Here is a 23,144-nt window from a genome sequence, read left to right on the forward strand (position 1 = left end):
CTTATTTTCATTTAATTGAAGGGAATGATTCTGATGAGCAGCGAAATTTTTTGGGGTTGTTATTTGTGTGATCCTCTACAACAGGCTCTTTCTCAAATATGGGGATTTCAGTCTTCCCTTTTTCTTTCTTTCTTATCTCTTTACACTGTATATCTGGGGATCAATCATGCATTGCATACTGTCGAAATGGAAAGGTGGGGAGCATTTGTGGCTGGTTCGATAATTTTACTAACAGCTCAAACACTTGGATCAATCTACTTTAATGTTATAAATAATTCGAGTAGTTCCAATAATCAATCTGATAATCCAATTCCTGGATTTATAAGCTCTTTGCAAGATTATTTATATTGGATTAGTCTATCTTTATTAGTTTTTGGTGGCTTAATGCTTTTTTTTAGACGCCCTGCTTTTGCGATAGGTGCAATAGTAGGTGCAGCGGTCATCTATGCCGGTCCTCATTTAGTTCATGGTTTATTGAACAGCATAAAATGATGAAAAATCCATCTAATCTTTTTTTTACTCCATCTTTACCTTATTCAACATACAATCAAAAAACAGACAAAGAAAAGGATAAAAATGGTCTACCTGTATGCAAATCTGTGGGATTAATTAATGAAAAAGAAACATTCTTGGGATTGGAAGGTCCATTAATCTTCGTTCCTGCTGCTGTTTTTCTCGTTGTCCATAATCATTCTCATAACTTTTATTTTTCCCTCTGTGTTTTCGTAATAATCTACGTGTTTATTCGAGTCTTTTTGAGTGATAAACCTCCCCATTTTTTACGCTTTATCATTGATTATTATAGGATCCCCAAAATTTATGAACACCGGTTTTTTAATGTTCAGTTATCTTATAACTCTGCATCAATATTTGAAGAACATATCCCTTATTCTTAACTCCTTCATAGAAGATTTCTTTTTATAAACACAAAAGCTATATGAAAAATTTTCTTTCACCCTTCCGATTATTTGTAAAAAGTCAGCTTTTTACTAAAAAGAGAATTCCTTCTTTCATAGACTGGGCTGATGCGTGTCCTTATGCGGGGCTGTACGATAGATACATTATTGACAAATTTGGTGCGGTTCATGCTTTTTACAGGACCTACTTCCCACAAGCCGATATAGCCAGCCCTTCTCGTCTTGTCGATCTACAGAATCAACTTAGGCTCTTGCTTACTCAGCTTCCTCATGAAATTTCACAAACCCAGCATATTTTTACGTGCAATGGAGACTATGGTCCCCTGTTAGAAGCATTTGCTAGTATTCCTTCGGATCCACAAGTAAAAGAATTTAGAGAAAGAAAAGCAAAGAGACTTTATCAACGGATGGCTAAAAGAAAGCTGGTTAGGATTGAAACCCACACGATTTTGACGGTCGCCCCTTCTGATCAACTGAGAGAAACTGAATGGTTTTTACGTATTGGGAGCAGAGAGAGTTCGGAAGCTGTAAGAAAAAGGATCTCAAAAACACAGTTTGACTCAGCAATCTCAAGTATAAAAGCAGCTGAAGCTGTGTTTGCAGAAATATTAAGAAAAGCTTCTGCACGGTTTTTCCCTCTAGATGCTTATGAAATAGCGGATTATTTTTTTAGGCTGTGGAATCCGGGATTAGCTGTCGAAGAGACAATGAAAGTAAATTACGACTACGATAGGATGCCCTTTGTGGATGCCTGGATGGTTCAAGAAGCAAGGATTCATAAAGACATGTTACAAATTGGGGATTACTATCATGGATTGGTCTCAATGGTTGGATTACCCTTAGAGACGCGTCCCAGGGATATGGAAAAATTAACCGTAGGATTACCCTTCCGTGATGTTCGTGTCAGTCTAGTGGTTAGGAAGACTGATAAAATAAAAGAATTAGAAAAACTAAGGAAACGCATAGACTGGGCAGATCAAAGGATGCGCCTTGGTTTAAACCTTGTTGATATGCTCTATAAACCTCATGAAAATAGGAGGGAATCGGGGATACAAAATATCGAAGCATGGATGCAAATAGAAGAAGCTCAGAATCTGTTAAGAGAGATTCGTTCGGGAGATGATGATCTTCTTCAAATCCAGCTTACCATTCATTTTTGGCATAAACAACAAGAAGAGATCAAAAAAAGAGCAAAAATATTGCTTAATCGTTTTGGGGATCTCTCAAGGGCAAAAGGTTGGATTGAACAATCGAGCCTTTTGCCGGTGTTGATGAGTGAAATGCCGGCTGTTTATGCCCCGCTTACTCGGCCTCTTCTTGTAAGGGGGAGAATGGCGGCGGATTTGATGCCTATTTGCAGAGGATTAGAAAGTGATGAAAAGCCTATTTATCTTTTTGGAAACACGACAGGAGGTTTAGTTCCTCTCGATTTGGAAGACAAAAGAAACGAAGGTGCTTCCATGCTTTACATAAGCGGAGTAAAAGGGTCTGGCAAAAGTGCATTAGCGCAACTGATTGTTCTTAGACATTTTTTGGAAAATAGTATCCTGGTGATATTAGATAAAGGCAACAGTTATGATAGACTCGTTGAACTGTGCGGTGGAACAACTATCAGACTGGATATGGCTACACCAAAATGTTTCAACCCTTTTGAGGTTTATACTCGGAGGAATAAAAGCGGTGAACTGACAGAGCCTTCAGATTATGAACTAACCAAGGTAGTCAGTTGTTTGGAAATACTTGCTACTTCTCAAAGAGGAAATAGTCTGAGCATCGAGGAAAAAAATATTCTTGAATCTTTAACAAGACAAACTTTCTCTAATGCTGTAAAAAATAAAGCTTTTTATGTAACGCTAGATGACTTTTCACGCCAAATGGCTTATAGATCCGATGCCAAATTTTTGGCTGAATCCCTTAAGGCTTTTATTGATGGTAGGTACAAAAGTTGGTTTAATGGCACCACACAAATTCATTGGAAAACTAGAGTAGTTCATTTCGATTTTGAATATATATCTAAGGATAAGGATTTAGCAGCTGCTCTCATTCCAATGGCTGTCTTATTCGTGTCTGATGTTATCTTATCCAACCCCAATATTTTTAAAATGTTGGTTTTTGGAGAAATGTGGCAACATGTCTCTAATCCTGCTACGGCCAATTTGATTATAGAAGCTTTTAAAACCTATAGAAAAAAAAGATGTGCGGTCATTGGAGAATCTCAAGCGATCCTGGATCTTGTGGATAATCCATCAGTTGCAAAAGCTGTCATACAAAATGTTGACACTTGGATTTTATTTCCTCAAGGAAGCGAACATCATATTGAATATGCTGTTAAAGAACTAGAGCTCACACAAGGTCAAAGGGATCTGTTAACTCATTTACGGTCAGCGGCTAGGGTTCATCTAGATGGTGAAGTAGAACTATGGAGAGAAGCTTTTTATCTAAGGGGAAGGGGACCTGATGCTCTATCAGGGGTTATTCGTGCTGAAATTGAGCCAGAAGAATATTGGTTAACCACAACCACTCCTAATGATTTCCCAGCATGGAATGCGGCCAAAGCAGCCTTTTCTGGTGACATTCGCCAAACACTGGAAGCACTATCTATAAAATATCCATTAGGAATTAGAGAAGAAAAGATAAAAGTAGCATCCAGTATAGTCCCCTATGAGTCTTTGATAAAAAAATGAAGCGGCTTGTACTTCTCTGCATCTTTTTGCCTCTAAATTTTTTCATCGTTTCCCGTGCATCCTCCATAGGCAAGGAGCTCCCAGAAGAGATGGATCTCAATCCTATTTTAGCAGAATCTGGATGGTCAGATAGATCCTTAAAATGGATGATAGCCAGTGGAGAATCGAACCATTTCATCCGAAAAGATTGGATGGATAGCGAAATTCTGGATTTTCTAAAAAGAGACCAAGCACTAAATCTTATTCAAAATGACCTTCTTCGAGGAGATGGACTTTTAGCTGATGCTCTTTCTGAAGGATTCCATCAATTGAGGATCGGAAGTGATACAGCTAAAAGAGAGGTTCTAGAGATTGCTCACGATGGGAAATCAAAGCTATGGATTTCCTTATTATCTAATCCTCAAGCCATTTCGGCATTAAGAAATTATTTGCTCTATACCCCTAATAGTTATCCACCTGTTTTATTTGCGTTGAAAGATTGGGAAAATGGTGCTCCAGATGCCCTCCCGGACTTGGTTATGGAAACGCTCTTAAAAGCCGTGGATATAAAGCCAGTAAAGAATAATAACATGGAAGAAAAGTGGGAAGTGGCTAGAAGACTTTCCAGAATTGGAAATGATGGGCGAGGGGCATATTTTTTAGCTTCCTGCTATCCTAAAAGCGAAGAGACTTTTTATAATGCATTTTGGGATAATGTTTGGGAACAAGTCAGAAAGGATCCTGTTTTGTCCCATGAATATTCTTATCGGCTAGAAAGAAATAAAAGAAGTTGGGACACTTTATCTAAATTATTCAAGCAAGCCTTACACTCCTACGAAGGAAAGGATTTTTTTATTCATTACCTTGTTGGTAAGACTGCAATCAAACAGGAACTGAAAGGAAGGCCTTTATGGGTATGGGAAGCTTTAATGGGTAAGAAAACTCCATTTAGAATTGATCTGGCAGAGGAAGCTTACAAACGATTCTTATTCTGTGTAGATAAGGATCCCAGATTCATTGATTTTATTCTTTGGCATCTTACTCGCCCAGCTGAAGCAGTCTCTGAAGCTACAAGAGAGGCTCTTTGTCAAACTCTTAGCAAAGAAGAGGCAATTAGTAAGCTAGCAATAGAAAGGATATGGGAAGCAGGACCGAAATGGGAAGGGGAAATCCAGAAAAGCAGCAGTTGGAGTTTATGTGAACAAACTAGAAATGCGACTCCTTCCTCATTAAGAAAAGCTTTTCAAAACGGTCAATTGACTAGAGCTGATCTTTTTTCCATAGGAGATGCAATAGGCCATTATTTATTAAGAAATGATGAAGCATGGGCTGATCTTATCTATTCAAAAACAGGAAAGGCACCTATCATTGAAAAATTTTTTCCTCTCCTTATCCAGTATTCTCCAGAGTGTGCTTTAGCTTGGCTTGAAAGTATTCTGAACAATGATCAAGAATCGTTTGATGCTTTTGGTAGATGGATTTGTAATCAACCCGAACACAAAATATCTGTAGAACAATATGACTCGTGGCTTAAGCGAGCAGAGGATCAATTAAAGGAAGCTATTGAAAAAAGAGAACCTGTTTTGGGAGAAGAAGCTCAATATTACATCGATTCTTTTGTTAAATGGGCGATGGGACCGGGTTGGGAACACATAATAAATAGGCTTTGGGCAGAAACGATCATTCCTGAGTCGTTAAGAAAAATTTTAAAAAACTGCTGGTTAACCGATAAAGAAGAATTTTGGAAATGGTACCGTGGAGTATGTGCTCTTCCTGCAGCAAAAACAGCAATAGAAAGAGTAACCAACATTCTTGTTACGGCAAAAGAAATGGAACTTATACTTCAAGGGATAGCTTCGTGGAATTATGAGCTGGCTGATATATGCGCCTCTAATTGGGATATCATTTGGGAGGATGAAGAAAAAAGAAAAAGGGTCCTTGAAGCGATTATTGGGTGTGATGGACTTAGCGATCTTAATAATGTCCTGGTTTTTGCCACTGAAAATACTTTGGAAAGAGATGAAGAAAGAAAAATTGCTCAAAAAATTGCCGTTGCCAATGGTCGAACTCCCACAGAAGATCTTCGAGAAGTCATAGCTCAAGATCCTGTGATTATGCGAAATCTTCTTACGAGGTGGTTAGAAAGTCCTCAATTCGCTGAACATTGGAACAGATCGGTATTTCTAGTAATTAAATATGGAGGTCAGGCACCTATAGTGGCTCAATGGATGTTATCCAAAAAAGAAGCAATGGAGATATGGACTGATTCTTTAGCTACAGCCATGAGAGAAAATCCATTTCTTTTGCAAGCTATTATTACTCATATTGGCAAGTCCATAGGGGGAGAGATTAGTTGGGAAAAAGAAGTTCGGAAAATAGAAGAAGCAATTATGGATGCCATTCTTTCGGACAGAATTTTTTGGGAAAACCTATTAGTAGATAAAACAGGAGGGATTGACAATGAGTCTCAAAAAATTCTGTATGCGCTTCCATAAGGGATGCCTTTTTTTATCATGTTATTTTTTGATTAATGGGTGTTCCACTCAGGTTTACAATCGATATGATGGGCCTATGGCTCAAACCGGTGATAATCTTGTACGCTATGGGAGTATTGGTGCAGCAGGTGCGGCTGGTTTTTTTGCGGGAAAAGAAATTGGAAAATCCAATGCGGCCGGAGCAGTTGGAGCAGGAGTTGGAGCTGTTGGAGCTTATGCTCTCAACAAATATTTTGATAAAAAACGAATGACTGCTTACCAACAAGGAGTTATTGATGGGAAAAATGAGGCTACCGCAGAAATACTTAACGAAAAGTGGAAACGGGAAGCTGAATATGGATTGCCTGCAGAAGGGAAAAAAGTTAATGCTCCAACCTACAGAACCAGTTACGTTCCTTCCAGGAAAGACGAGGCAAGCGGAGTGGAATATCCTGGCAGCTACCAAACCGTTCCCGTTTTTCGATGATTTTTCTATGCAATCTTATTAGGTTTAATGTCAAACCTTTAAACCTCTTACTTCGGCCCACCTCATATTTTAAAGAAGAAGAGTCATACAAAGAGAGGAAGAAACTATTTATCATTAAATATATTAATAGGTTTATTTTTATTTATGATCATAAAGCCTCTAAAATTTTTTGTATTGATAAAACTCTCCAGGGAAAACCAAATTCATGAAGCCTTAAAATAGGATTTTTTCCTAATGTTATTTTCTCCTAAAGGAGACTTTAGGCCATTATTTATTTTAATATGTTACTTTATCTAAAGCTTAAAATGTTATTAAAATTTACCGATGGGTTCTTTAGTGAATGAAAAATTTTTTTTAGTTTTATGAGAGTTATAAAAGAAAAGAATTCTAATCCAAAAAGTCTTCAGCTACAGAATGAGACAAATTTAAAAAATGAAATAAATTTGCTATTCTTTATGCTTCTTGTATTTTCGTGTTTGAGTTTTTTTCAAAATCCGTTATTCCTTAGTTCCCAATTGTCAGCCGCAATTTATTTAAAGCCTTATAAATTTACCAGAGATACTTTTACAGATAGAATTCCATTTTGGAGAGAAGACCTCGCTGAATTCAAAGGAAAGCCCAATCTTACTTATCTTGAAATAGGCGTTCATGAAGGCAGATCCGCACTCTGGATGCTTGAAAATATCTTAACGGATCCCACCTCCACCATAATCATTATAGATGACTTCGGGGAACATTCCTACAATACCTTCATGTATAATGTCTCTCTTTCTGGACAAGCCAATAAGTTCAAGATTTTAAAAGGATTGTCTACAGACAAAATTAAGGAAGTACCATTGAACTCTATTGATATAGCTTATATCGATGGATCAGGAAGAAGTGATATAATGTTAGATGATCTTATCAACGTTTGGGATAGAGTCAGACAGGGAGGGGTGATTATTTGCAATCGATATAGAATGACAAAACACTTAAGATGGGCTTTGAATGCTCCACCTGGTGATCTTGGACCTGTTGGAGCAATAAATGCTTTTTTAGATCGCTACAAGACCCATCTTAAACTCGTCAGATTTATGTCGAACTTTGTTATCGTTCGCAAGTTAACTGAACAGGACTCAAAACAAGTGTCAAAGACTTTTGAATGATGGCCTAACAGGCGTTCGTATATTGGCTAGAGATGAGATTCCAACTTATATATGCTCGACTCTTGAAGTCTCTATTAAGAATTTTCTTTTAAATTCTTCACTTTAAAGATTGACATAGTTTCTATTTAGATCATAAAATCCTGTCTCTGAAATCCAGCCACTTTCTTTTCAATCCTAAGATTGACAATAACAAGGGATAAAGGCTGGATCCTAATGTTAAGAAGTGGGTTGAATGATCCTTTAGAGGATTGAAGCCCTTAACAAGGAAAGAAGCAATGACTCATTTTCAAAATCACAAAAAAGGACGAAAAGAATGAAAAAACGAACGATCCAAGCTTTTTTGTCCTTCATGTTAGTAAATGTAGCATTGAGTACATTTGCTTCTGATTGGCACTATGGAATTAGAGCCTCCATTTTTTGGATAGGTGAAAGAGCAGCGTGGATAGGAGCGCATTTTAGTCCACCTGGAACTATGAGCTCTTGGGATCCTCACTGGAGGGATAATTATGGAGGAATTGATCATCCTATCCAAAGGATAGGGTATTTTCCAGCAAGGTTTGCTCCAACAGAGAACCCTTTTTATGTTGCCTTGCCATTTAATGATACATCGAGTGCGAATAGAGAGCTTTCTAGAAGGTTTGTTCCCGTAGCATGGTCTAAGAGAAATGGTTCGAAATGTTTTGGGAGATGGATAGAAATAAGAGCATCAGAAACTGGTAAAAGGTGTTTTGCTCAATGGATGGATGTAGGGCCATGGACTACTGATGATGCCAGTTATGTTTTTGGACATAGTAGACCAAAGGCTCCTTATGGAATTGATGTTTCACCTGCGGTAAGAGATTTTCTAGGAATCCATTCTGGAGATAGGGTAGATTGGAGATTTGCAGATGAACAAAATTTGCCATTTGGTCCCTGGATCCAAGCTAAAGAAGAAGCAATCATTTTCCAAGCCATTAAAAGGAAAATCCATTGATGCTTTTTCTGGACTATAAACTATGATTGGCTTAGAAAATTGCCTGCTGGTAAGAAAGAAACTAGAAATTGATCAATCATCATTGATCAATCTTACCTAGATTTATGCTATTCTTGGTTCATGGGTAATCTTTTCTCATAAAAGTTTTATTGATTCCAGATATCTTTAGTTGATCACACAATAACATTTGCCTATCTGCATTATATAAAAACTAGGGAGAAAATGTTCTGGCTGCCTTATTAATTCCCTCTGAAATCATCGGATGAGGAAAGGCAACGCGAGCCAAAGCCTCTGCGTCGAGTCCTTCTCGAAGCGCTAAAGCTAAAGGAGCTATTAATTGAGAAGCTTCGATGCCACCAATATGAGCACCAAGAAGCCTTTTATCTTCACAATCAAAAATAAGTTTAATGAATCCCTCCGTTTCTCCTAGAATTTCTGCACGCGCATCAATAGCATACTCATACTTTATTACTTCTATTCGGTGCCCATACATGTGAATAGCTTCTTCTTCAGTCAATCCAACACTCGCGATTTCTGGCTCTGTAAACACTGCATATGGCACACTTTTCCAATCCATTCTGGCAACTGATTGTCCACCAGCTGCAATGTTATGGGCTGTGATTCGACTCTGAAGAACAGCCGAATGAAAAAGCATACTTTTTCCATTGACATCTCCAGGGGCATAAATATGAGGAAAATCATAAAGCTGGAGTGTATTGGTTACTGATAGAGCCTTAGAATGTTGAAATCCTAAAATCTCAATTCCCTCAGGGCTAACACATTCTCTACCAGTAGCCATTATAACAAGATCTCCAAATAAGGACATTTCTTGATCGTTTTTAACATAAATAACTTCATAATTTCCTTCTTTACCTTTTACAGATTTTACTTGAGCTTCTAATTCGATCGATATTCTGCTTTGAAGTTTTTGGAAGAGAAATTGAGAGAGTTCCCTGTCAAATCCTCCAATCAAGCTCTTTGAAAATTCAAGAATAGAAGGTTTACAGCCTAAATTTTCAAACATCGAAGCGACCTCAACCCCGATATATCCTCCACCAATGATGATGGGTTTGGTGGGAAAGGGGACTGAGGATTCTAGTTTAAACAGGTCATGGGAACTAACTGTTAGTTCAGCTCCAGGAATCTGAAGGGTATGTGGACGGCTGCCAGTTGCTATAATTAAATGTTTAAAAGTAGCATAAAAGCTTTCATTTTCAGTACATACTTCAATTTTTCTATCATCAACAATTTTTCCAATGCCTTTATAGAACAGTATGCCAGACTGTTGAATCTCTGACTTATGTAATTCATATCGAGTGTTCTGAACACGATCTTTATGTGCAAGAATGCCATTCCAATCAACTTGAGGAGAAGGGCCTAAAAGCCCAAAAAAAGAATATTTTTTTGCATAAGAACGAATTAAACTTGCTTCTCTAACAGCTTTAGATGGAACACAGCCTTCAGCCAAGCAATTTCCACCAAGATTTCCAATTGGATCAACCATTAACACTCTAAATCCAGCTTTATCTAAGAAAAAAGCAGCCGGATAACCACCGCCACCTGCACCAATAATCGCGACATCAACAGTTAAGTTTGTAGCCATAGACTTGATAATAAAAAAAAGAGTGTAGATGACAAATCAAAAAGGCATGTGGGAAGAATTGTTCCATGAGGAACCATAATGGAAGAAGCGAAAAGAAAAAAGGAGATAATATTACTTCGCACAATATATGTTATGTAAAATTTACAGGGATTTCTTATCTGTTGCCGAAATCTAAATCGTTTTTTTATTTTTTATTGGATTTTTTTAGACCCTGACACTTTTGACGCTTTTTTGTAAACCCCAAGAAAATCCTTGCTCACCACAATAAAATGATCTACAAACAATTTCTCAGATGTTCGGATGGTTGTGTGGAAAATGAGAGAAAATTAAAAACATTGGTGGCATGGTTTTTGCTTACTAAGTTGGTGTTTTCTATCAATGATTGACTCAATAAGATAAAAAATATTAAATGTTGATAAGGAACGAACGAGGAGAATTCACATGGCTTTGTATAAAATAGAAGCAATCATAAAACCCTTTAAATTGGAAGAAGTTAAAGAAGCACTCACAGAAATTGGTATAGCTGGCCTTACGGTAACCGAAGTCAAAGGCTTTGGCCGTCAAAAGGGACATACTGAAATCTATCGTGGCAGTGAATACACGGTTGATTTTTTACCAAAAGTGAAAATTGAAATAGTGCTTACGGAGGAGATTTTGCCAAAAGCTACTGAAGCAATCATTAAATCGGCAAAAACAGGAAAAATTGGTGATGGAAAGATTTTTGTTCTACCCGTTACTGAAGCAATACGTATTCGGACAGAAGAAAAAGGTGAAAATGCTATTTGATTTTGTTTTTTGATTTGCTTCTAATTCTCTTTTCTCAGTCTTAGAGATGGAACATATGGATGTAGCTGTGTTTTTTTATCTCAAGATAATTGATTTTTTTCTCAAAAAGAATAATTCTCAAAGTCTTTGATCTAAATTTTCTTTTTTAAAAGATATAACATAACAAAATTTAACCCAATCAGAGGAGGCAACGATGGCTGAATATTATAGGAGGTGTGCCACTGGAGAAGAAGTAATATCTTTTGCTCTGGAGCATAATGTAAAACTGGTTAATCTAAAGTTCTGTGATTTATTAGGAACTTGGCAACATTTTACAATTGGTTTAGACCTATTGACTCCTGAATCTTTTTCCGAAGGAATAGGTTTTGATGGATCATCTATTCGCGGATGGCAAGGAATACAAGAATCAGATATGCTAGTCATGCCCGACCCATACACCGCCTTTATTGATCCTTTTATTGCCGAACCTACTTTGAGCTTGATCTGTTCAATATATGACCCCATCACTCTTCAGACTTATTCTAAGGATCCTCGTAGTATTGCCATAAGAGCTGAGGCTTATCTTAAAAGTACTGGAATCGCAGATACCGCTTATTTCGGTCCTGAAGCCGAATTCTTTATATTAGACAGTGTTCGATACGATAACCAAGCTAACTTCGCTTATTACGAAGTCGATTCTGTCGAAGGAATATGGAATAGTGGGAAAGAAAATGGACAGAACTTTGGATATAAAATACGCCATAAAGAAGGTTATTTTCCTGTTCCCCCTGCGGATACTTTACAGGATCTAAGAGATCAAATGGTGTTGACACTCGAATCGATGGGGATCAAAGTCGAAAGACAACATCATGAAGTTGCAACAGCAGGACAAGCAGAAATAGATATCGTCTACAATACCCTGCTCCGGATCGGTGACGATATGATGATGTATAAGTATGTAATAAAAAATACGGCTAGAAAATATGGTAAAACCGTTACATTTATGCCCAAACCTATTTTTGGGGATAATGGATCAGGGATGCATACCCATCAATCACTCTGGAAGGAAGGCAAACCTCTTTTTGCTGGAAACCGGTATGCAGGGCTAAGTGAAATGGCTCTTCATTATATTGGTGGTATCATTAAACATGCCCCTGCCCTCACCGCTATCACAAATCCAACAACAAATAGCTTTAAAAGGCTTGTTCCTGGTTTCGAAGCACCAGTCAATCTAGCCTATTCTGCAAGAAATAGAAGTGCTGCTATTCGTATTCCCACCTACTCGGCCAATCCCAAGACAAAGCGAATCGAGTTTCGTACTCCAGATCCTTCTGCCAATCCTTATTTAGCTTGTGCAGCCATGCTTATGGCAGGTCTTGATGGTATTCAGAATAGGATAGATCCTGGAGAGCCTATGGAAAAAAATATCTATGAGCTTCCTCCTGAAGAATTAAAAAACATTCCCAAAGTCCCCGATTCCTTAAGTGGTGCAATCGATGCCCTTGAGAGGGACCATGAGTTCCTTATGAAAGGAGATGTCTTTACGAAGGACGCAATTGAAACACTGCTAACTTTACGCAAAAAGGATTATGATATGCTAAGGATACGGCCTCATCCATTGGAGTTCTATATGTATTATGACATTTAGAGCTTAATGATAGGTGGGAGATCCTCCCAAGAATAAATTTGAGGAATGGCATAGATAAGTGCATAAGGTTTGATCGGATTTACTTTATCCATATGCCTTTTCATATGAACTGATCTATCACTTACTGTGCCATTCGATTTTTACTTTTCTTTTCGGCAAATGCGGGTTTAAACAGTTTCCATAAAATTGGACTATCTCGCGCAGGAATGTATAGTTTGAACATGTCGCGCAAGAGATAGACAGCATTCAAGAGGCCGCCGAGTTCCTGGGAGTGATGCTGCCCAAACGTAGCGGCCATAGGAACACGAGGGCGAGCTCTTGCCTCTAGCACACACGGCGGAGAACGTCGCTGCTACTATCTTGAGCGGTTGCGCTCAGATCTATTTTGTGCCAAAGTCGAATCCAACCCTACGTACCATTGCCTACGCCCATGTTACGACCACGATCTCGGAGATTTCTCCCGTTCCCTCATCTCCATTAGATGCAGGAAATTCTTTCTCTTGCAGTTTAGTCCACTGCATTCAAGCCTCCAGCCGTTTGTCCACCATCTTACTTTGAACCAGGCAAGACCATTCTAGTTCTTCCCGCTGATCCTTGAGATCTTCCTTCTGCCCGGCACTGGAGACTCTTGTGTAGGAGCTGTGCGACGCTCTCGTTGTCTTTTAGCCGACCACCCACAACAGTCCCCGTGGTGTAGTATTGACGGTTTGTCAGAGTCCGTTTGGCGGGCAACACGCCTTCCCGAGGCCTTTCGCTACTGCCTGTTTACGCTCCAACCAATCAGTGTTCTAAACCTCTTCAGCGAATATAGGTTCATCGTGCAGACTTCCTTGATATCATGCTAATTGCAGTGTGGGTTGAATATGGACAAGAGATGCTCTTTGCCTCCGATATCAGAGAGTAATCTAGCTTTACCACACTTACTTATATCTTATTTTTCCCTGTATATCGTTTTGCCATGTATATCGGAGACATGCTCCTAAGAGTTACGCAACGGTTAGAAAAAAAATTTTTAACACTCCATCTGATCTCCCAATCGTTAACTCGCTAACAGCTCATTAATGAATAGGGATTCTCTCTTTTTTTTATATAAGTTGAAAGAAAGGAAGAAATAATTTTATGATCAAATCAAAATAAAAGAAAAATGATTTTTTAAAGTTGTTATCCTATAAAGATATGCCTAAAAAATGAAAGCACTTAAATTGTTTTTCCATTTATTGCGGACAAAATGGGAATAAAAATTTGCGACATTACACAGTTTTATGCTCCTGGTGGAGGAGTCAAAAGATATATAGATGAAAAGCAGGATTATATCCGTCAAAAAAAAGAAGATGAGCATTTTCTCATAATTCCGGGAGAAAAAACTTTCTCTATTCATGCCCCCCCTATCCACGTATTTAGTATTAAGTCTCCTTTAATCAATCAGTTTTCTCAACATAGGATTTTATTGAACCTAACAGAAGTTATCAATCTCTTGCATGAGATAAAAGCAGATATTATAGAAGCCGGGGATCCTTACCAATCTTCCTGGCTTGTTTCTTGGACTGCAAAAAAACTCAAAGTTCCTGTTGTTGGCTACTACCATTCTCATTTTCCTGATGCTTATGTTCGAACCTATTTTGGTTGGAAAAATTCTTTTTTAGAAAAGGCTTTTTTTACCTTTTCTCGCTGGTATGCAGAGGAAATTTACAATCAATTCGACTTTACTTTTGTCCCTACTCTTTCTCTCTTAAATTTACTGCGAAGCTGGGGTATCAAAAACGGAGTTCATCTCAGCCTGGGAGTAGATACCAAAACATTTACTCCTGATCCTCCAAAGTACAACTATCGGTTAAAACTCGAAATTCCTAAAGACGCTTTTCTGTTATTATATGTTGGCAGGCTAGCAAAGGAAAAAAACATTGGTTTATTGCTGAAAACATTTTTTTTTCTTCAGGATTATTCCTCTAAAAAAGACTATTGGTTATTAATTATAGGTGACGGCCCCTTAAGGAATGAGATTCTCAAAGCGATAAAAGCCTCTAATAGAATCTGTTGGATTCCAAGAGTAGATTCGAAAAAAGAACTCGCCGATTATTATCGGTCTGCAGATCTTTTTATTCATCCTGGAATCGTTGAGACATTTGGATTAGTAACCATCGAAAGCCAAGCTTGTGGCTGTCCAGTAGTAGGATTCCGTGGAACGCATATGGAGGATTTAGTCGGGGAAGGATTCAATGAGTACTGGGCAGATAGAAAAGACTTTCGTTCCTTAGCCGAAGCTGTAGAAAAAATGCGAACATTAGATCTAAAAACAATCGGGAAAAACCTCGCGTTGAATGTGCATCAAAAATACAGTTGGAGAAGATCATTTGAAAAACTCTGGTATTACTATTATGAAGCTATTTCAAATTCTTTCATACAGAAAGGCGCTCTTAGATATGCTAGCTAAGCATATATTGTTTCTGCGATAGGGCTTCTCAAAAATTATGAAAAAAAATTTATAATTTTCTCAACAAGAAATTAATTTAGCATCATTTTTTTCATTTTTTCTTTATGAATAAAATCTTCAACCTGTCAGCATGAAACTCCCCTTTTTTTCCAAATTTTTATAAAAATCAGTTTTTCTTTTTTCATTTTTCAATTTTTTGAAAAGCAACTCCATAATTTTGGATTTCCGATTTGCTAAATATGAATCCTAATAGAAACCCCACAAGGCCACCCGCCATAACATCTGAAAAATAATGTCTCCCTAATGCCATTCTGGACCAACAAACTAAAAAGGCCAAAAAAACCAGAAAATATCCTAACTTAGGCATTTGTCCTAAAAAACTAGCTGCAGTTGCCATGGAAGTTGCTGCATGTCCAGAAGGAAAACCATGGAACATAGTCAACCACTGGATGCCATAAAAGCCATCGACCAAAGAGCCATTTGGATGGATTCTTTTAAAACTAACAATAGGCAAAGGAATATATCCTAATTCTTTTATGGCTTCGGTTGCACTTGCCGAAGGTCGGGCGCGTCCTAAGATATTTCTTCCTAAATCAACCAATGCTCCAGCAATAAGGGCCGAAAAGAAACATCCAATGGCCACTTCTTTCAATTTCTCTTTTTTAAATAAAATTCCTAAAAAATAGATGCTCACGCAAAGAGGAACTGTTCCTTGAGGAAAGTCACCCCAATAACTTATTTTTTCAGCAAAAACGTGAAAAAGAGAATCTCCTTTTATTAAAAAAAAACTGTAAAATAGAAAATCCAGCTGAAATGCTAGAATAACACTTAAAAACCAGACTAATGGAAAACCTAATTTTATTGTTGGTGGTAGATTTTTAAGAACTTCAAAAACAGCTAAAAATTTCTTTTTTGAAAGTTGATAAAACCGAAAACATTCATTTTTCATTCGCTATTCTTTTTAGAAAGAAATTTTTTCCAACCAATAGACATCTCTCTGAGTTTGGTAACCACTCCGATATAAATATCAAGAAATCTTTCGATTTCTTCTTTGGTTGTAGTAATTCCCAAACTGATTCTTACACTGGACATTGCCTTTTGGTACTCCAACCCCACAGCTTTAAATACATGGGAAATTCTCAAATTTTTTTGTACACAACTAGGCCCGCTTGAAAGCAAAACTCCTTTCATATCACAACTTAATACCTGTGCTTCTCCACCAATAAATTCGGGACTTATATTCAAATTCTGGATGGAACGGTTTGGACCAAGCTGTGGACCATTGAGAGATACCATTGGGATGCTAGCAGAAATTCTTTCCCAGATCAATTTTTGAAAATAGCCAATTTTTTCTATTTTTTCTTTAAAAATTTTTGTTGTAATTTCAGCCGCTTTAGCAGCAGCCACAATGGAAGCCATATTTTCTGTTCCTCCCCATAATCCTAACTCTTTATTGAGTCCTGGAATGATCGGTTCTATTTCTATTCCTTGTCTGATATAAAGTACTCCAATTCCTTTGGGCCCATTGAATTGATTGGGATTAATAGCCAAAAGCGAAATAGGTATTTTTTTTAAGTCAATGGGAATCCAGCCTCCGGCATAAGAACCATCACAAAAGAAAGCTATGCTTTTTTTTTCACAAATTTCAGCAGCTTCCTTTATCTTTTGAATGGTTCCTATTTCAGGATTAACCCATTGAAGACAGCAAAGGATGGTTTGTGGCGTTGACAACTCTTCGATAGCTTTGGGGTCAACCATTCCTTCCTTATCTACTGGCAGAAGGGTAAGTTGGGCACCCTCCCTTTTTAGTTTATCTAAAAGCAACAAGATTGGTTTTTGTTCGATAGGACTTGTCAGAATATGTTTGCCTCTGAGCGAATTTTTTCTCCAAAACCCTTCAATTCCAAGGATAATTGCTTCCCATATTCCACCAGTAAATACGAGTTCATCGGGAGAACATCCGATAAAAGAACTAAAAGACTCTAAAGCTGATTCTAAAGTCTTTTTTGATTGAATTCCCAGTTGATGTATACTGAGGGGCGAAAAAGGTTCGAGGGAATAGTGATAGAAAAGTTCTAAAGCCTCTTTAAAAACAGGAGAAACAGATTGGTGATCCAAAAAAATTAGTTTGTCTATAGAACGCTCCATGTATTGAACTGTTGATGCCCATTATTCTAGTAAAAATCATCGTTGGGTGCTGTCTAAGGTATATAAAGAAGATTTATGTTTTTTTACAGTTTTTGTATAAATAGGACCAAACCAAGTATCGACTAGGCACAGACCCAAAAAAGCACCAAAAGGGATGGTATAATAAAAGGCCATTGTTAACGAATTAATGCCTAAAAGAAATGCTGAAGCAATCAAGTAATCAGTTTTTGAAAGGGCAAAAATCCTAAAATTTTCTGGAAAATTTAAAGCGCAATCAAAAACATTTACCCCATCAAGCCACCGGCAACAAGCTACAGCGCAAAAAGGAATAACAAACCATAGAATTGGAGGGATGAAAAGGGATAAAAGGCTAGAAGGTAACTCCAAAAGCTGGATAAAAATGTAATAAACAATTCCAATCCAAAGAATAGCGGGAAGGATAAGAGTTGTCAAAGCGATCGTCAATTTAGCGGCTCCTTCCCTAGCATAATTCCATAACAAAGAAAGTTTCCATTCCGGCAGTTGATTTAGCTTACCGGTTTTAGCTCTTCGAAGAACTTCAAAAGTAAATCCAAGAGGAAACCAGAAAGTGCATACATTAATGATAAGAAGTCCTAAAAAAGTGCTTGGTAGTTTTTCGGCACTGTGAGAGGAGCTTATTTTAGGAATTAACGCTAAAAGGAAAGGATTAATGAGAAGAATTCCTCCGATCAAAACCTTCAGCCACCACCATGGATCAGAAAAGATTTGGGAGAAGCCCTTTTTAATATCCAGAAAAAAGGTCGACTTTTCTATTTCAGGAGTATCAGAAGTCTGAAAAGCTTCTTCATGCATAGTATAACTCCTTGATAAATACTTTAGATCCCTTCAAAAATTCAGTTTCTAAGAAAAAAATAGCTCTTTGTTTCTTTCATCCAGGAAGATTTAACTCCCATCTGAACTCTTACATTAAACCCAATAGTCAATTAATTTTTCCTATTTGTTCTATTAAACACTCCTCTTCGTATTTTTCCAACCAAAAAACATTAAATATTGGTTCCCCCATGTCCCCAACCTAACGGTTCTCCTCCAATCAAATGAACATGAAGATGAGGTATGCTTTCTCCTGCATCTGGACCATTGTTGATAATGACTCTAAAGCCTGAATGAAAAATTCCTAGCTGAGTAGCGACTTTATTAGCCGTCAAAAGAAGATGTCCTAAAAGGGGAATATCCTCCTCAGAGGCTTCGCCAAGTCTGGGAATTTCTTTCCTAGGCACTATAAGAACGTGAACTCTGGCTACGGGATGTATATCACGAAATGCAACGCATTGGCTATCCTCATAGAGGATATCGGCTGGTATTTTCCTAGAGATGATTTGACTGAAAAGAGAAGGCATAGCACAATTTTTCCTATTGGGAAGCAGCTGGAGAAAGCATAGGAATATCTTTTGATCGAGCTTCATTCATTTTAAGTTCTGAAATGACGTTCATAAAATCTTCCGCATCGTGAAATTTACAATAGACAGAAGCAAAACGGATAAAAGCTACTTCGTCAATAGTTTTCAGTTTATTCATAACTTTTGTGCCAATCAAATAGGAAGGAATAATGGAAGACTTTTCGGTACTACATTCTTCTATAATTTGATCAACAAAATCTTCAATTTGAGCTTGATCTATTGGCCTTTTTTCCAATGCTTTTTGAATTCCTAGCATCAGCTTATTTCTATCAAAAGGTTCAATCAAACCATTTCTTTTTTTGACTAAAAGTTCAATTTCTTGGATTTCTTCATAGGTAGTGAATCGAAATCCACATTGTAAGCATTCCCTACGTCTTCGAATCGATCTGCCCTCTTTTATTGGCCTGGAGTCTATAACTTTATCCTCCATATTTCCGCATTTCATACATTTCATACTTGAAATGACAATATAATCATATTTTATTCAATTACTGAGATCAACCATTAACGCTATTTTTAAAATAGATAAAATTGACTATTTTACAAGCTTTTCGTGCTTTTTCCTACTTAAACCTCAACCCTTTGCAATTGTATGAAAATTCTTACTTCCATTCTTGCCGCAGAAACATTGGTGATTGATAGCTCGATTCATGCTTCCCTACTTGATTTAAAAGAACCCCATATAAAAGAGCATGCCCCAATTCAAATACATCTCACTGCTTACAAAGATGAGGAAGAGATATATTTTAATGGAAATTTAAAAACATCCGTGCTTATTCAATGTGGCAGATGCTGCAAATGGTTTGAATATCCGATCGAAATTTCCAATTTTTCCCTACAACTTCATGCCCCTTTTCCAGAGGTAATTGATCTATCCAACAGAATAAGAGAAGATATATTGTTGGCCTTGCCAATGATTGGTTTTTGTGGGCCTGAAGTTGCAAATGGTTGTTTTGGCAAGGAACTTTTTGAAGATCAGCATAAAGAGACATCCATTCATGACGCAGGCATTTGGAAAATACTTGAAAAAATTATAAAAAGATAGACACTTTCATTTTCAAAAAAACATAAAAAGTATTTTAAAAGTATAGTTATAACTTTAAACCATAGGAAGATTTATGGGCGTACCGAAAAGAATTACTTCAAAGGCCAAAAAAAGATCAAGAAAGGCGGCCAATCGTTGGACTCCTCCAGGGATTTCTAAGGACAAAAAAACAGGAAACTGGGTAAGGTCCCATCATGTGGATCCAGCAACGGGAATGTATAATGGCCGACAAGTTCTCACTCTAAAAACGAGTGATGAACATTAACTCAATGAGCACCAATGAAGATCGCTCTCGATGCCATGGGTGGGGACTACGCTCCAGATTCTCCGATCTCTGGAGCTATCGAAGCTCTCAATCTTTTCCCGGATATACATCTTATCTTGGTTGGCAATGAACCAATCATCAAAGAAATATTTTATAAAAAAAATGGACATGATGTTCAACAACGGGTGGAATTTCTTCATACCTCTCAGGTTGTTGGTATGGAGGATCCCCCAATAGAAAGTGTTCGACATAAAAGGGATTCTTCGATTAGCCGCTGTATAGAGTTAGCAAAAAAAGGAGAGGCAGATGCCGTTGTTTCTGCAGGGAACACTGGAGCTGTTGTGGCGGCAGCTACAGTATACCTAAGGACTTTACCTGGAATATCAAGAGCGGGTATAGCCAGCGTCATTCCCACTGAAAAAAATCCATTCATATTAATCGATTCAGGCGCCATTATCGATTCTACTCCCGAAAACTTATTGGATTTTGGGATTATGGGTAGCATCTATGCTAAAAAAATTCTTGGAGTATCCAATCCACGAGTGGGGTTGCTTAGCATAGGTACTGAAAATGTCAAAGGTAATGAATTGACCAGAAGCGCTTTCAAACTTTTATCCAAATCTAATTTAAATTTCGTAGGCAATATTGAAGGAAGAGATCTTTTTGAAAATCCAGTGGATGTTGTAGTCTGCGATGGATTTGTCGGCAATGTCGTCTTAAAGACTTCTGAAAGTGTAGCTACTGCTGTAGTCCGCTGGCTTAAAAGAGAATTTAAAAAAAATCCCATTCGTATCCTTGGAGCTTTTCTTGCCAAAGGAGCCTTTGAATCCGTCAAGAAAAAAACAAATTATGAAGAATATGGGGGAGCTCTTCTCCTGGGAATAAGGGGAACGTGTATCATTGCTCATGGATCTTCGACTCCAAAAGCTATTTGCAATGCTATACGTGTAGCAAGGGAAGCGTTGATTCAAAATGTCAACCATATTATTATCGAAGAAATTAAAGCACATCATGAACTTATCGAAGAGCACAAAAGAACCTCTTTGCCAATTACCTGAGGTAGTGATTGTCGGTACCGGAACGTATTTGCCATCAAAAATCTTGACTAACTATGATCTTGAAAAAATGGTCGATACTACCGACCAATGGATTACGGAAAGAACGGGAATTAAAGAAAGAAGAATAGCAAATGAAAAAGAAACCCCTTCAGAAATGGGGGCAGAAGCAGCGTTGATAGCCTTACAAAATGCCGGGTTAACTCCCGAGGATTTAGATCTTATTATTGTCGCTACTACCACTCCAGATACTATATTTCCTTCTACTGCTTGCTACATTCAACAAAAAATCGGTGCCCGTACAATACCTGCTTTCGATATCCAGGCTGCCTGCTCCGGTTTTATCTATGCTTTTGTCCTTGCTTCCCATATTGTTTCTACTGGTTCTGCTAGATATATTCTTGTAGTTGGTGCTGAGAAGCTCTCGACGATTATTGATTGGACAGATAGAAATACCTGTGTTCTGTTTGGAGATGGAGCGGGTGCTGCAATAATTGCTGCCGGGAAAGATAAAAATAAGCGGTTATCATTTAATATTGGGGCCGATGGATCCCATTGGCAAACGTTATACATTCCCGCTGGCGGTTCTAAGCTTCCTTTAACCCCTCAAAACATAAATCATAAACTTCATTATCTCCACATGGTTGGTAAAAAAGTCTTTAAACTAGCGATTGATTCGATGGAACAATCCCTTTTGAGGTGTTTAAAAAATGCTGGACGATCCCTAGAAGACATTGCCTGCATCATTCCTCATCAAGCTAATCTGAGAATTATTGAAGCACTTTCTCAAAGGCTTCACATCCCTAGCGAAAAGTTTTTTGTCAACATGGAAAAATATGGCAATACCTCCTCAGCCTGCATTCCCATTGCGCTTCATGAAGCTATCATTTCAAACCGGATTAAAGATGGTGATATTATTGTGCTTGTATCCTTTGGTGCTGGAATTACATGGGGAAGTGTTCTTTTTGAATATAAAACAAAAAAAATGGAGAGTCTTAAAAAAGAGGAAATTGCTTTAATAGGGCAATAGCCTCTTCTTGGAGATCGAGTAGCCTTTTCTTTCTCTGCCATCCAATAGCTTTCAACTCCCTTGGATAGCTAGCTAGCCATAGCAGAAAGGAGCAAAGAAATTCCCAATCTTTTATTGAGATAGATTCCATGGCAATCTGATGATCAAGAGCCATATTATGGTAATTATCCATAGCTAAACAGAGTGCAGCAGAGCGATATCCAAATTCAATAAAAGGAGTGGTTTCACAAGTTCCTCCTCCCATAAATTTCTTTTGATAGACAAACTCTGGATGTACTTTTCTATAATCTTCTAAAGCTTTTTCAAGCCAGCTTACTACAGAAGCATCGAAGAGCCTTGTTTTATCCCCTACTCTTAACACCGGGCCTTCATTCATAGATCCATATCCCTGAGCCATACTCGCTTCAATCGAAATCATGATTGTATTTTCTGGATTTAAAATTTGTCTTTTAAGAAAAGCTAAGGTTCCCAAAAATCCGATTTCCTCAGCACGACTAAAAAGTAAGGCTATTTTGGTCTTTAGATTTTTTGAAACTATCTGGATAAACATGTAAAGCAAGGAGCAAACTCCCACAAGATCGTCACAGGACCTACCATAAAAAATACCATCTTGACTGAAAAATGGGGGAAGATCCCACATTCCAATTGAATTAGGTGGCGCTGTGGGTTCACATTGTATCATTTTAAATTTTCCTTTGTTCTGATAGCCTCTAATAATTGACTCTCCGACCCTTTCACCATGATCTTGACTGAAAAAAATCAACTTTGCTCCTTCTAAATAGGATTCATTTACGCCTCCAAGCAAATAGACATGGCTTTGGCTGTCTGAATAAAATCCTGGATGATCCATGTGGGCTACAAATAAAAGAATAGGCTGGTCTTTATCGTCCGAAACAGAATCTAACTGAACCAAAAGGTTAGAAAACGGATCGATTTCTATTTTTGATTGCGGATATTCCGATAAAATAGAATATATTTCCTTAGCAATGAATTTTTCATGTAAGGGGGCTGTTGGTAGGGAAAAAATTCTTTTTGCTATTTCTTCAAGTGTCATAG

21 protein-coding genes are annotated in these 23,144 nt (G+C 37.7%); 14 read left to right on the top strand and 7 right to left on the bottom strand.

The window, feature by feature from the left end:
• Positions 1 to 24: 24 nt before the first annotated feature.
• The 7 genes from QOL44_RS06300 (at position 25) to QOL44_RS06330 (ending at position 8,659) form a co-directional block, all read left to right on the top strand.
• Positions 25 to 492 carry a hypothetical protein gene (locus QOL44_RS06300; protein ID WP_009061421.1) on the top strand — a complete coding sequence of 156 codons (468 nt, stop codon included), beginning with the start codon at positions 25 to 27 and terminating at the stop codon, positions 490 to 492.
• A complete protein-coding gene (locus tag QOL44_RS06305) occupies positions 489 to 896 on the top strand; it encodes a hypothetical protein (RefSeq protein WP_009061419.1) in 408 nt (135 codons plus the stop codon). The genes QOL44_RS06300 and QOL44_RS06305 overlap by 4 nt, the downstream gene beginning before the upstream one ends.
• A gap of 41 nt (positions 897 to 937) precedes the next feature.
• The gene (locus QOL44_RS06310; protein WP_009061417.1) at positions 938 to 3,601 is read left to right on the top strand and encodes a VirB4 family type IV secretion system protein; all 2,664 of its coding nucleotides are present in this window, start codon (positions 938 to 940) and stop codon (positions 3,599 to 3,601) included.
• Complete coding sequence (locus QOL44_RS06315; RefSeq protein WP_009061416.1) at positions 3,598 to 6,075, top strand: hypothetical protein; 2,478 nt, start codon at positions 3,598 to 3,600, stop codon at positions 6,073 to 6,075. The genes QOL44_RS06310 and QOL44_RS06315 overlap by 4 nt, the downstream gene beginning before the upstream one ends.
• Positions 6,041 to 6,541 carry a hypothetical protein gene (locus tag QOL44_RS06320; protein WP_009061414.1) on the top strand — a complete coding sequence of 167 codons (501 nt, stop codon included), beginning with the start codon at positions 6,041 to 6,043 and terminating at the stop codon, positions 6,539 to 6,541. Before QOL44_RS06315 ends, QOL44_RS06320 begins: the two co-directional genes overlap by 35 nt.
• Positions 6,542 to 7,017: 476 nt before the next feature.
• The gene (locus QOL44_RS06325; protein ID WP_228343282.1) at positions 7,018 to 7,686 is read left to right on the top strand and encodes a class I SAM-dependent methyltransferase; all 669 of its coding nucleotides are present in this window, start codon (positions 7,018 to 7,020) and stop codon (positions 7,684 to 7,686) included.
• A 313-nt stretch (positions 7,687 to 7,999) separates the two neighbouring features.
• A complete protein-coding gene (locus QOL44_RS06330) occupies positions 8,000 to 8,659 on the top strand; it encodes a hypothetical protein (RefSeq protein ID WP_009061411.1) in 660 nt (219 codons plus the stop codon).
• A gap of 211 nt (positions 8,660 to 8,870) precedes the next feature.
• On the opposite strand, the gene QOL44_RS06335 is transcribed toward QOL44_RS06330, so the two are convergent.
• A complete protein-coding gene (locus QOL44_RS06335; RefSeq protein WP_009061409.1) occupies positions 8,871 to 10,262 on the bottom strand; it encodes a dihydrolipoyl dehydrogenase in 1,392 nt (463 codons plus the stop codon).
• A gap of 441 nt (positions 10,263 to 10,703) precedes the next feature.
• On the opposite strand from QOL44_RS06335, the gene QOL44_RS06340 reads away from it, so the two are divergent.
• From QOL44_RS06340 to QOL44_RS06350, 3 genes are all read left to right on the top strand, one after another.
• Positions 10,704 to 11,048, top strand: coding sequence for a P-II family nitrogen regulator (locus tag QOL44_RS06340; RefSeq protein WP_009061406.1), 345 nt, complete (start codon positions 10,704 to 10,706; stop codon positions 11,046 to 11,048).
• A gap of 193 nt (positions 11,049 to 11,241) precedes the next feature.
• On the top strand, positions 11,242 to 12,675 hold the full coding sequence (glnA, locus tag QOL44_RS06345; protein WP_009061404.1) for a type I glutamate--ammonia ligase: 1,434 nt from the start codon (positions 11,242 to 11,244) through the stop codon (positions 12,673 to 12,675).
• A gap of 1,228 nt (positions 12,676 to 13,903) precedes the next feature.
• On the top strand, positions 13,904 to 15,106 hold the full coding sequence (locus QOL44_RS06350; RefSeq protein ID WP_009061402.1) for a glycosyltransferase: 1,203 nt from the start codon (positions 13,904 to 13,906) through the stop codon (positions 15,104 to 15,106).
• A gap of 181 nt (positions 15,107 to 15,287) precedes the next feature.
• On the opposite strand, the gene QOL44_RS06355 is transcribed toward QOL44_RS06350, so the two are convergent.
• The 5 genes from QOL44_RS06355 to nrdR form a co-directional block, all read right to left on the bottom strand.
• Complete coding sequence (locus QOL44_RS06355) at positions 15,288 to 16,055, bottom strand: phosphatase PAP2 family protein (protein WP_009061401.1); 768 nt, start codon at positions 16,053 to 16,055, stop codon at positions 15,288 to 15,290.
• Positions 16,052 to 17,224, bottom strand: coding sequence for a cysteine desulfurase family protein (locus QOL44_RS06360; RefSeq protein ID WP_244229047.1), 1,173 nt, complete (start codon positions 17,222 to 17,224; stop codon positions 16,052 to 16,054). Before QOL44_RS06360 ends, QOL44_RS06355 begins: the two co-directional genes overlap by 4 nt.
• A gap of 66 nt (positions 17,225 to 17,290) precedes the next feature.
• Positions 17,291 to 18,088, bottom strand: a complete 798-nt coding sequence (locus QOL44_RS06365; protein ID WP_009061397.1) for a hypothetical protein — start codon at positions 18,086 to 18,088, stop codon at positions 17,291 to 17,293.
• A gap of 191 nt (positions 18,089 to 18,279) precedes the next feature.
• The gene (locus QOL44_RS06370; RefSeq protein WP_009061395.1) at positions 18,280 to 18,633 is read right to left on the bottom strand and encodes a histidine triad nucleotide-binding protein; all 354 of its coding nucleotides are present in this window, start codon (positions 18,631 to 18,633) and stop codon (positions 18,280 to 18,282) included.
• A gap of 13 nt (positions 18,634 to 18,646) precedes the next feature.
• A complete protein-coding gene (gene nrdR / locus QOL44_RS06375; protein ID WP_009061393.1) occupies positions 18,647 to 19,147 on the bottom strand; it encodes a transcriptional regulator NrdR in 501 nt (166 codons plus the stop codon).
• Between the two features lie 138 nt (positions 19,148 to 19,285).
• Between nrdR and QOL44_RS06380 the strand changes: the two genes are divergently transcribed.
• The 4 genes from QOL44_RS06380 to QOL44_RS06395 all read left to right on the top strand — a co-directional run bounded on the left by QOL44_RS06380 (position 19,286) and on the right by QOL44_RS06395 (position 22,088).
• The gene (locus tag QOL44_RS06380; protein ID WP_009061391.1) at positions 19,286 to 19,738 is read left to right on the top strand and encodes a YceD family protein; all 453 of its coding nucleotides are present in this window, start codon (positions 19,286 to 19,288) and stop codon (positions 19,736 to 19,738) included.
• A 73-nt stretch (positions 19,739 to 19,811) separates the two neighbouring features.
• Positions 19,812 to 20,003: a 50S ribosomal protein L32 gene (gene rpmF / locus QOL44_RS06385; RefSeq protein ID WP_045086611.1), complete on the top strand. Its 192-nt coding sequence runs from the start codon at positions 19,812 to 19,814 to the stop codon at positions 20,001 to 20,003.
• 14 nt (positions 20,004 to 20,017) lie between these two features.
• Positions 20,018 to 21,061 carry a phosphate acyltransferase PlsX gene (gene plsX, locus QOL44_RS06390; RefSeq protein WP_009061389.1) on the top strand — a complete coding sequence of 348 codons (1,044 nt, stop codon included), beginning with the start codon at positions 20,018 to 20,020 and terminating at the stop codon, positions 21,059 to 21,061.
• Positions 21,015 to 22,088 (top strand): beta-ketoacyl-ACP synthase III, encoded by a 1,074-nt coding sequence (locus tag QOL44_RS06395; protein WP_009061387.1) that lies wholly within the window; start codon positions 21,015 to 21,017, stop codon positions 22,086 to 22,088. Before plsX ends, QOL44_RS06395 begins: the two co-directional genes overlap by 47 nt.
• Here the strand turns inward: QOL44_RS06395 and QOL44_RS06400 are convergent.
• A complete protein-coding gene (locus QOL44_RS06400; protein ID WP_009061385.1) occupies positions 22,054 to 23,142 on the bottom strand; it encodes a M20/M25/M40 family metallo-hydrolase in 1,089 nt (362 codons plus the stop codon). The genes QOL44_RS06395 and QOL44_RS06400 overlap by 35 nt on opposite strands.
• Between the last annotated feature and the right edge of the window lie 2 nt (positions 23,143 to 23,144).

Origin of the sequence: Candidatus Methylacidiphilum fumarolicum, assembly GCF_949774925.1 — a bacterium.
GTDB lineage: Bacteria > Verrucomicrobiota > Verrucomicrobiia > Methylacidiphilales > Methylacidiphilaceae > Methylacidiphilum > Methylacidiphilum fumarolicum.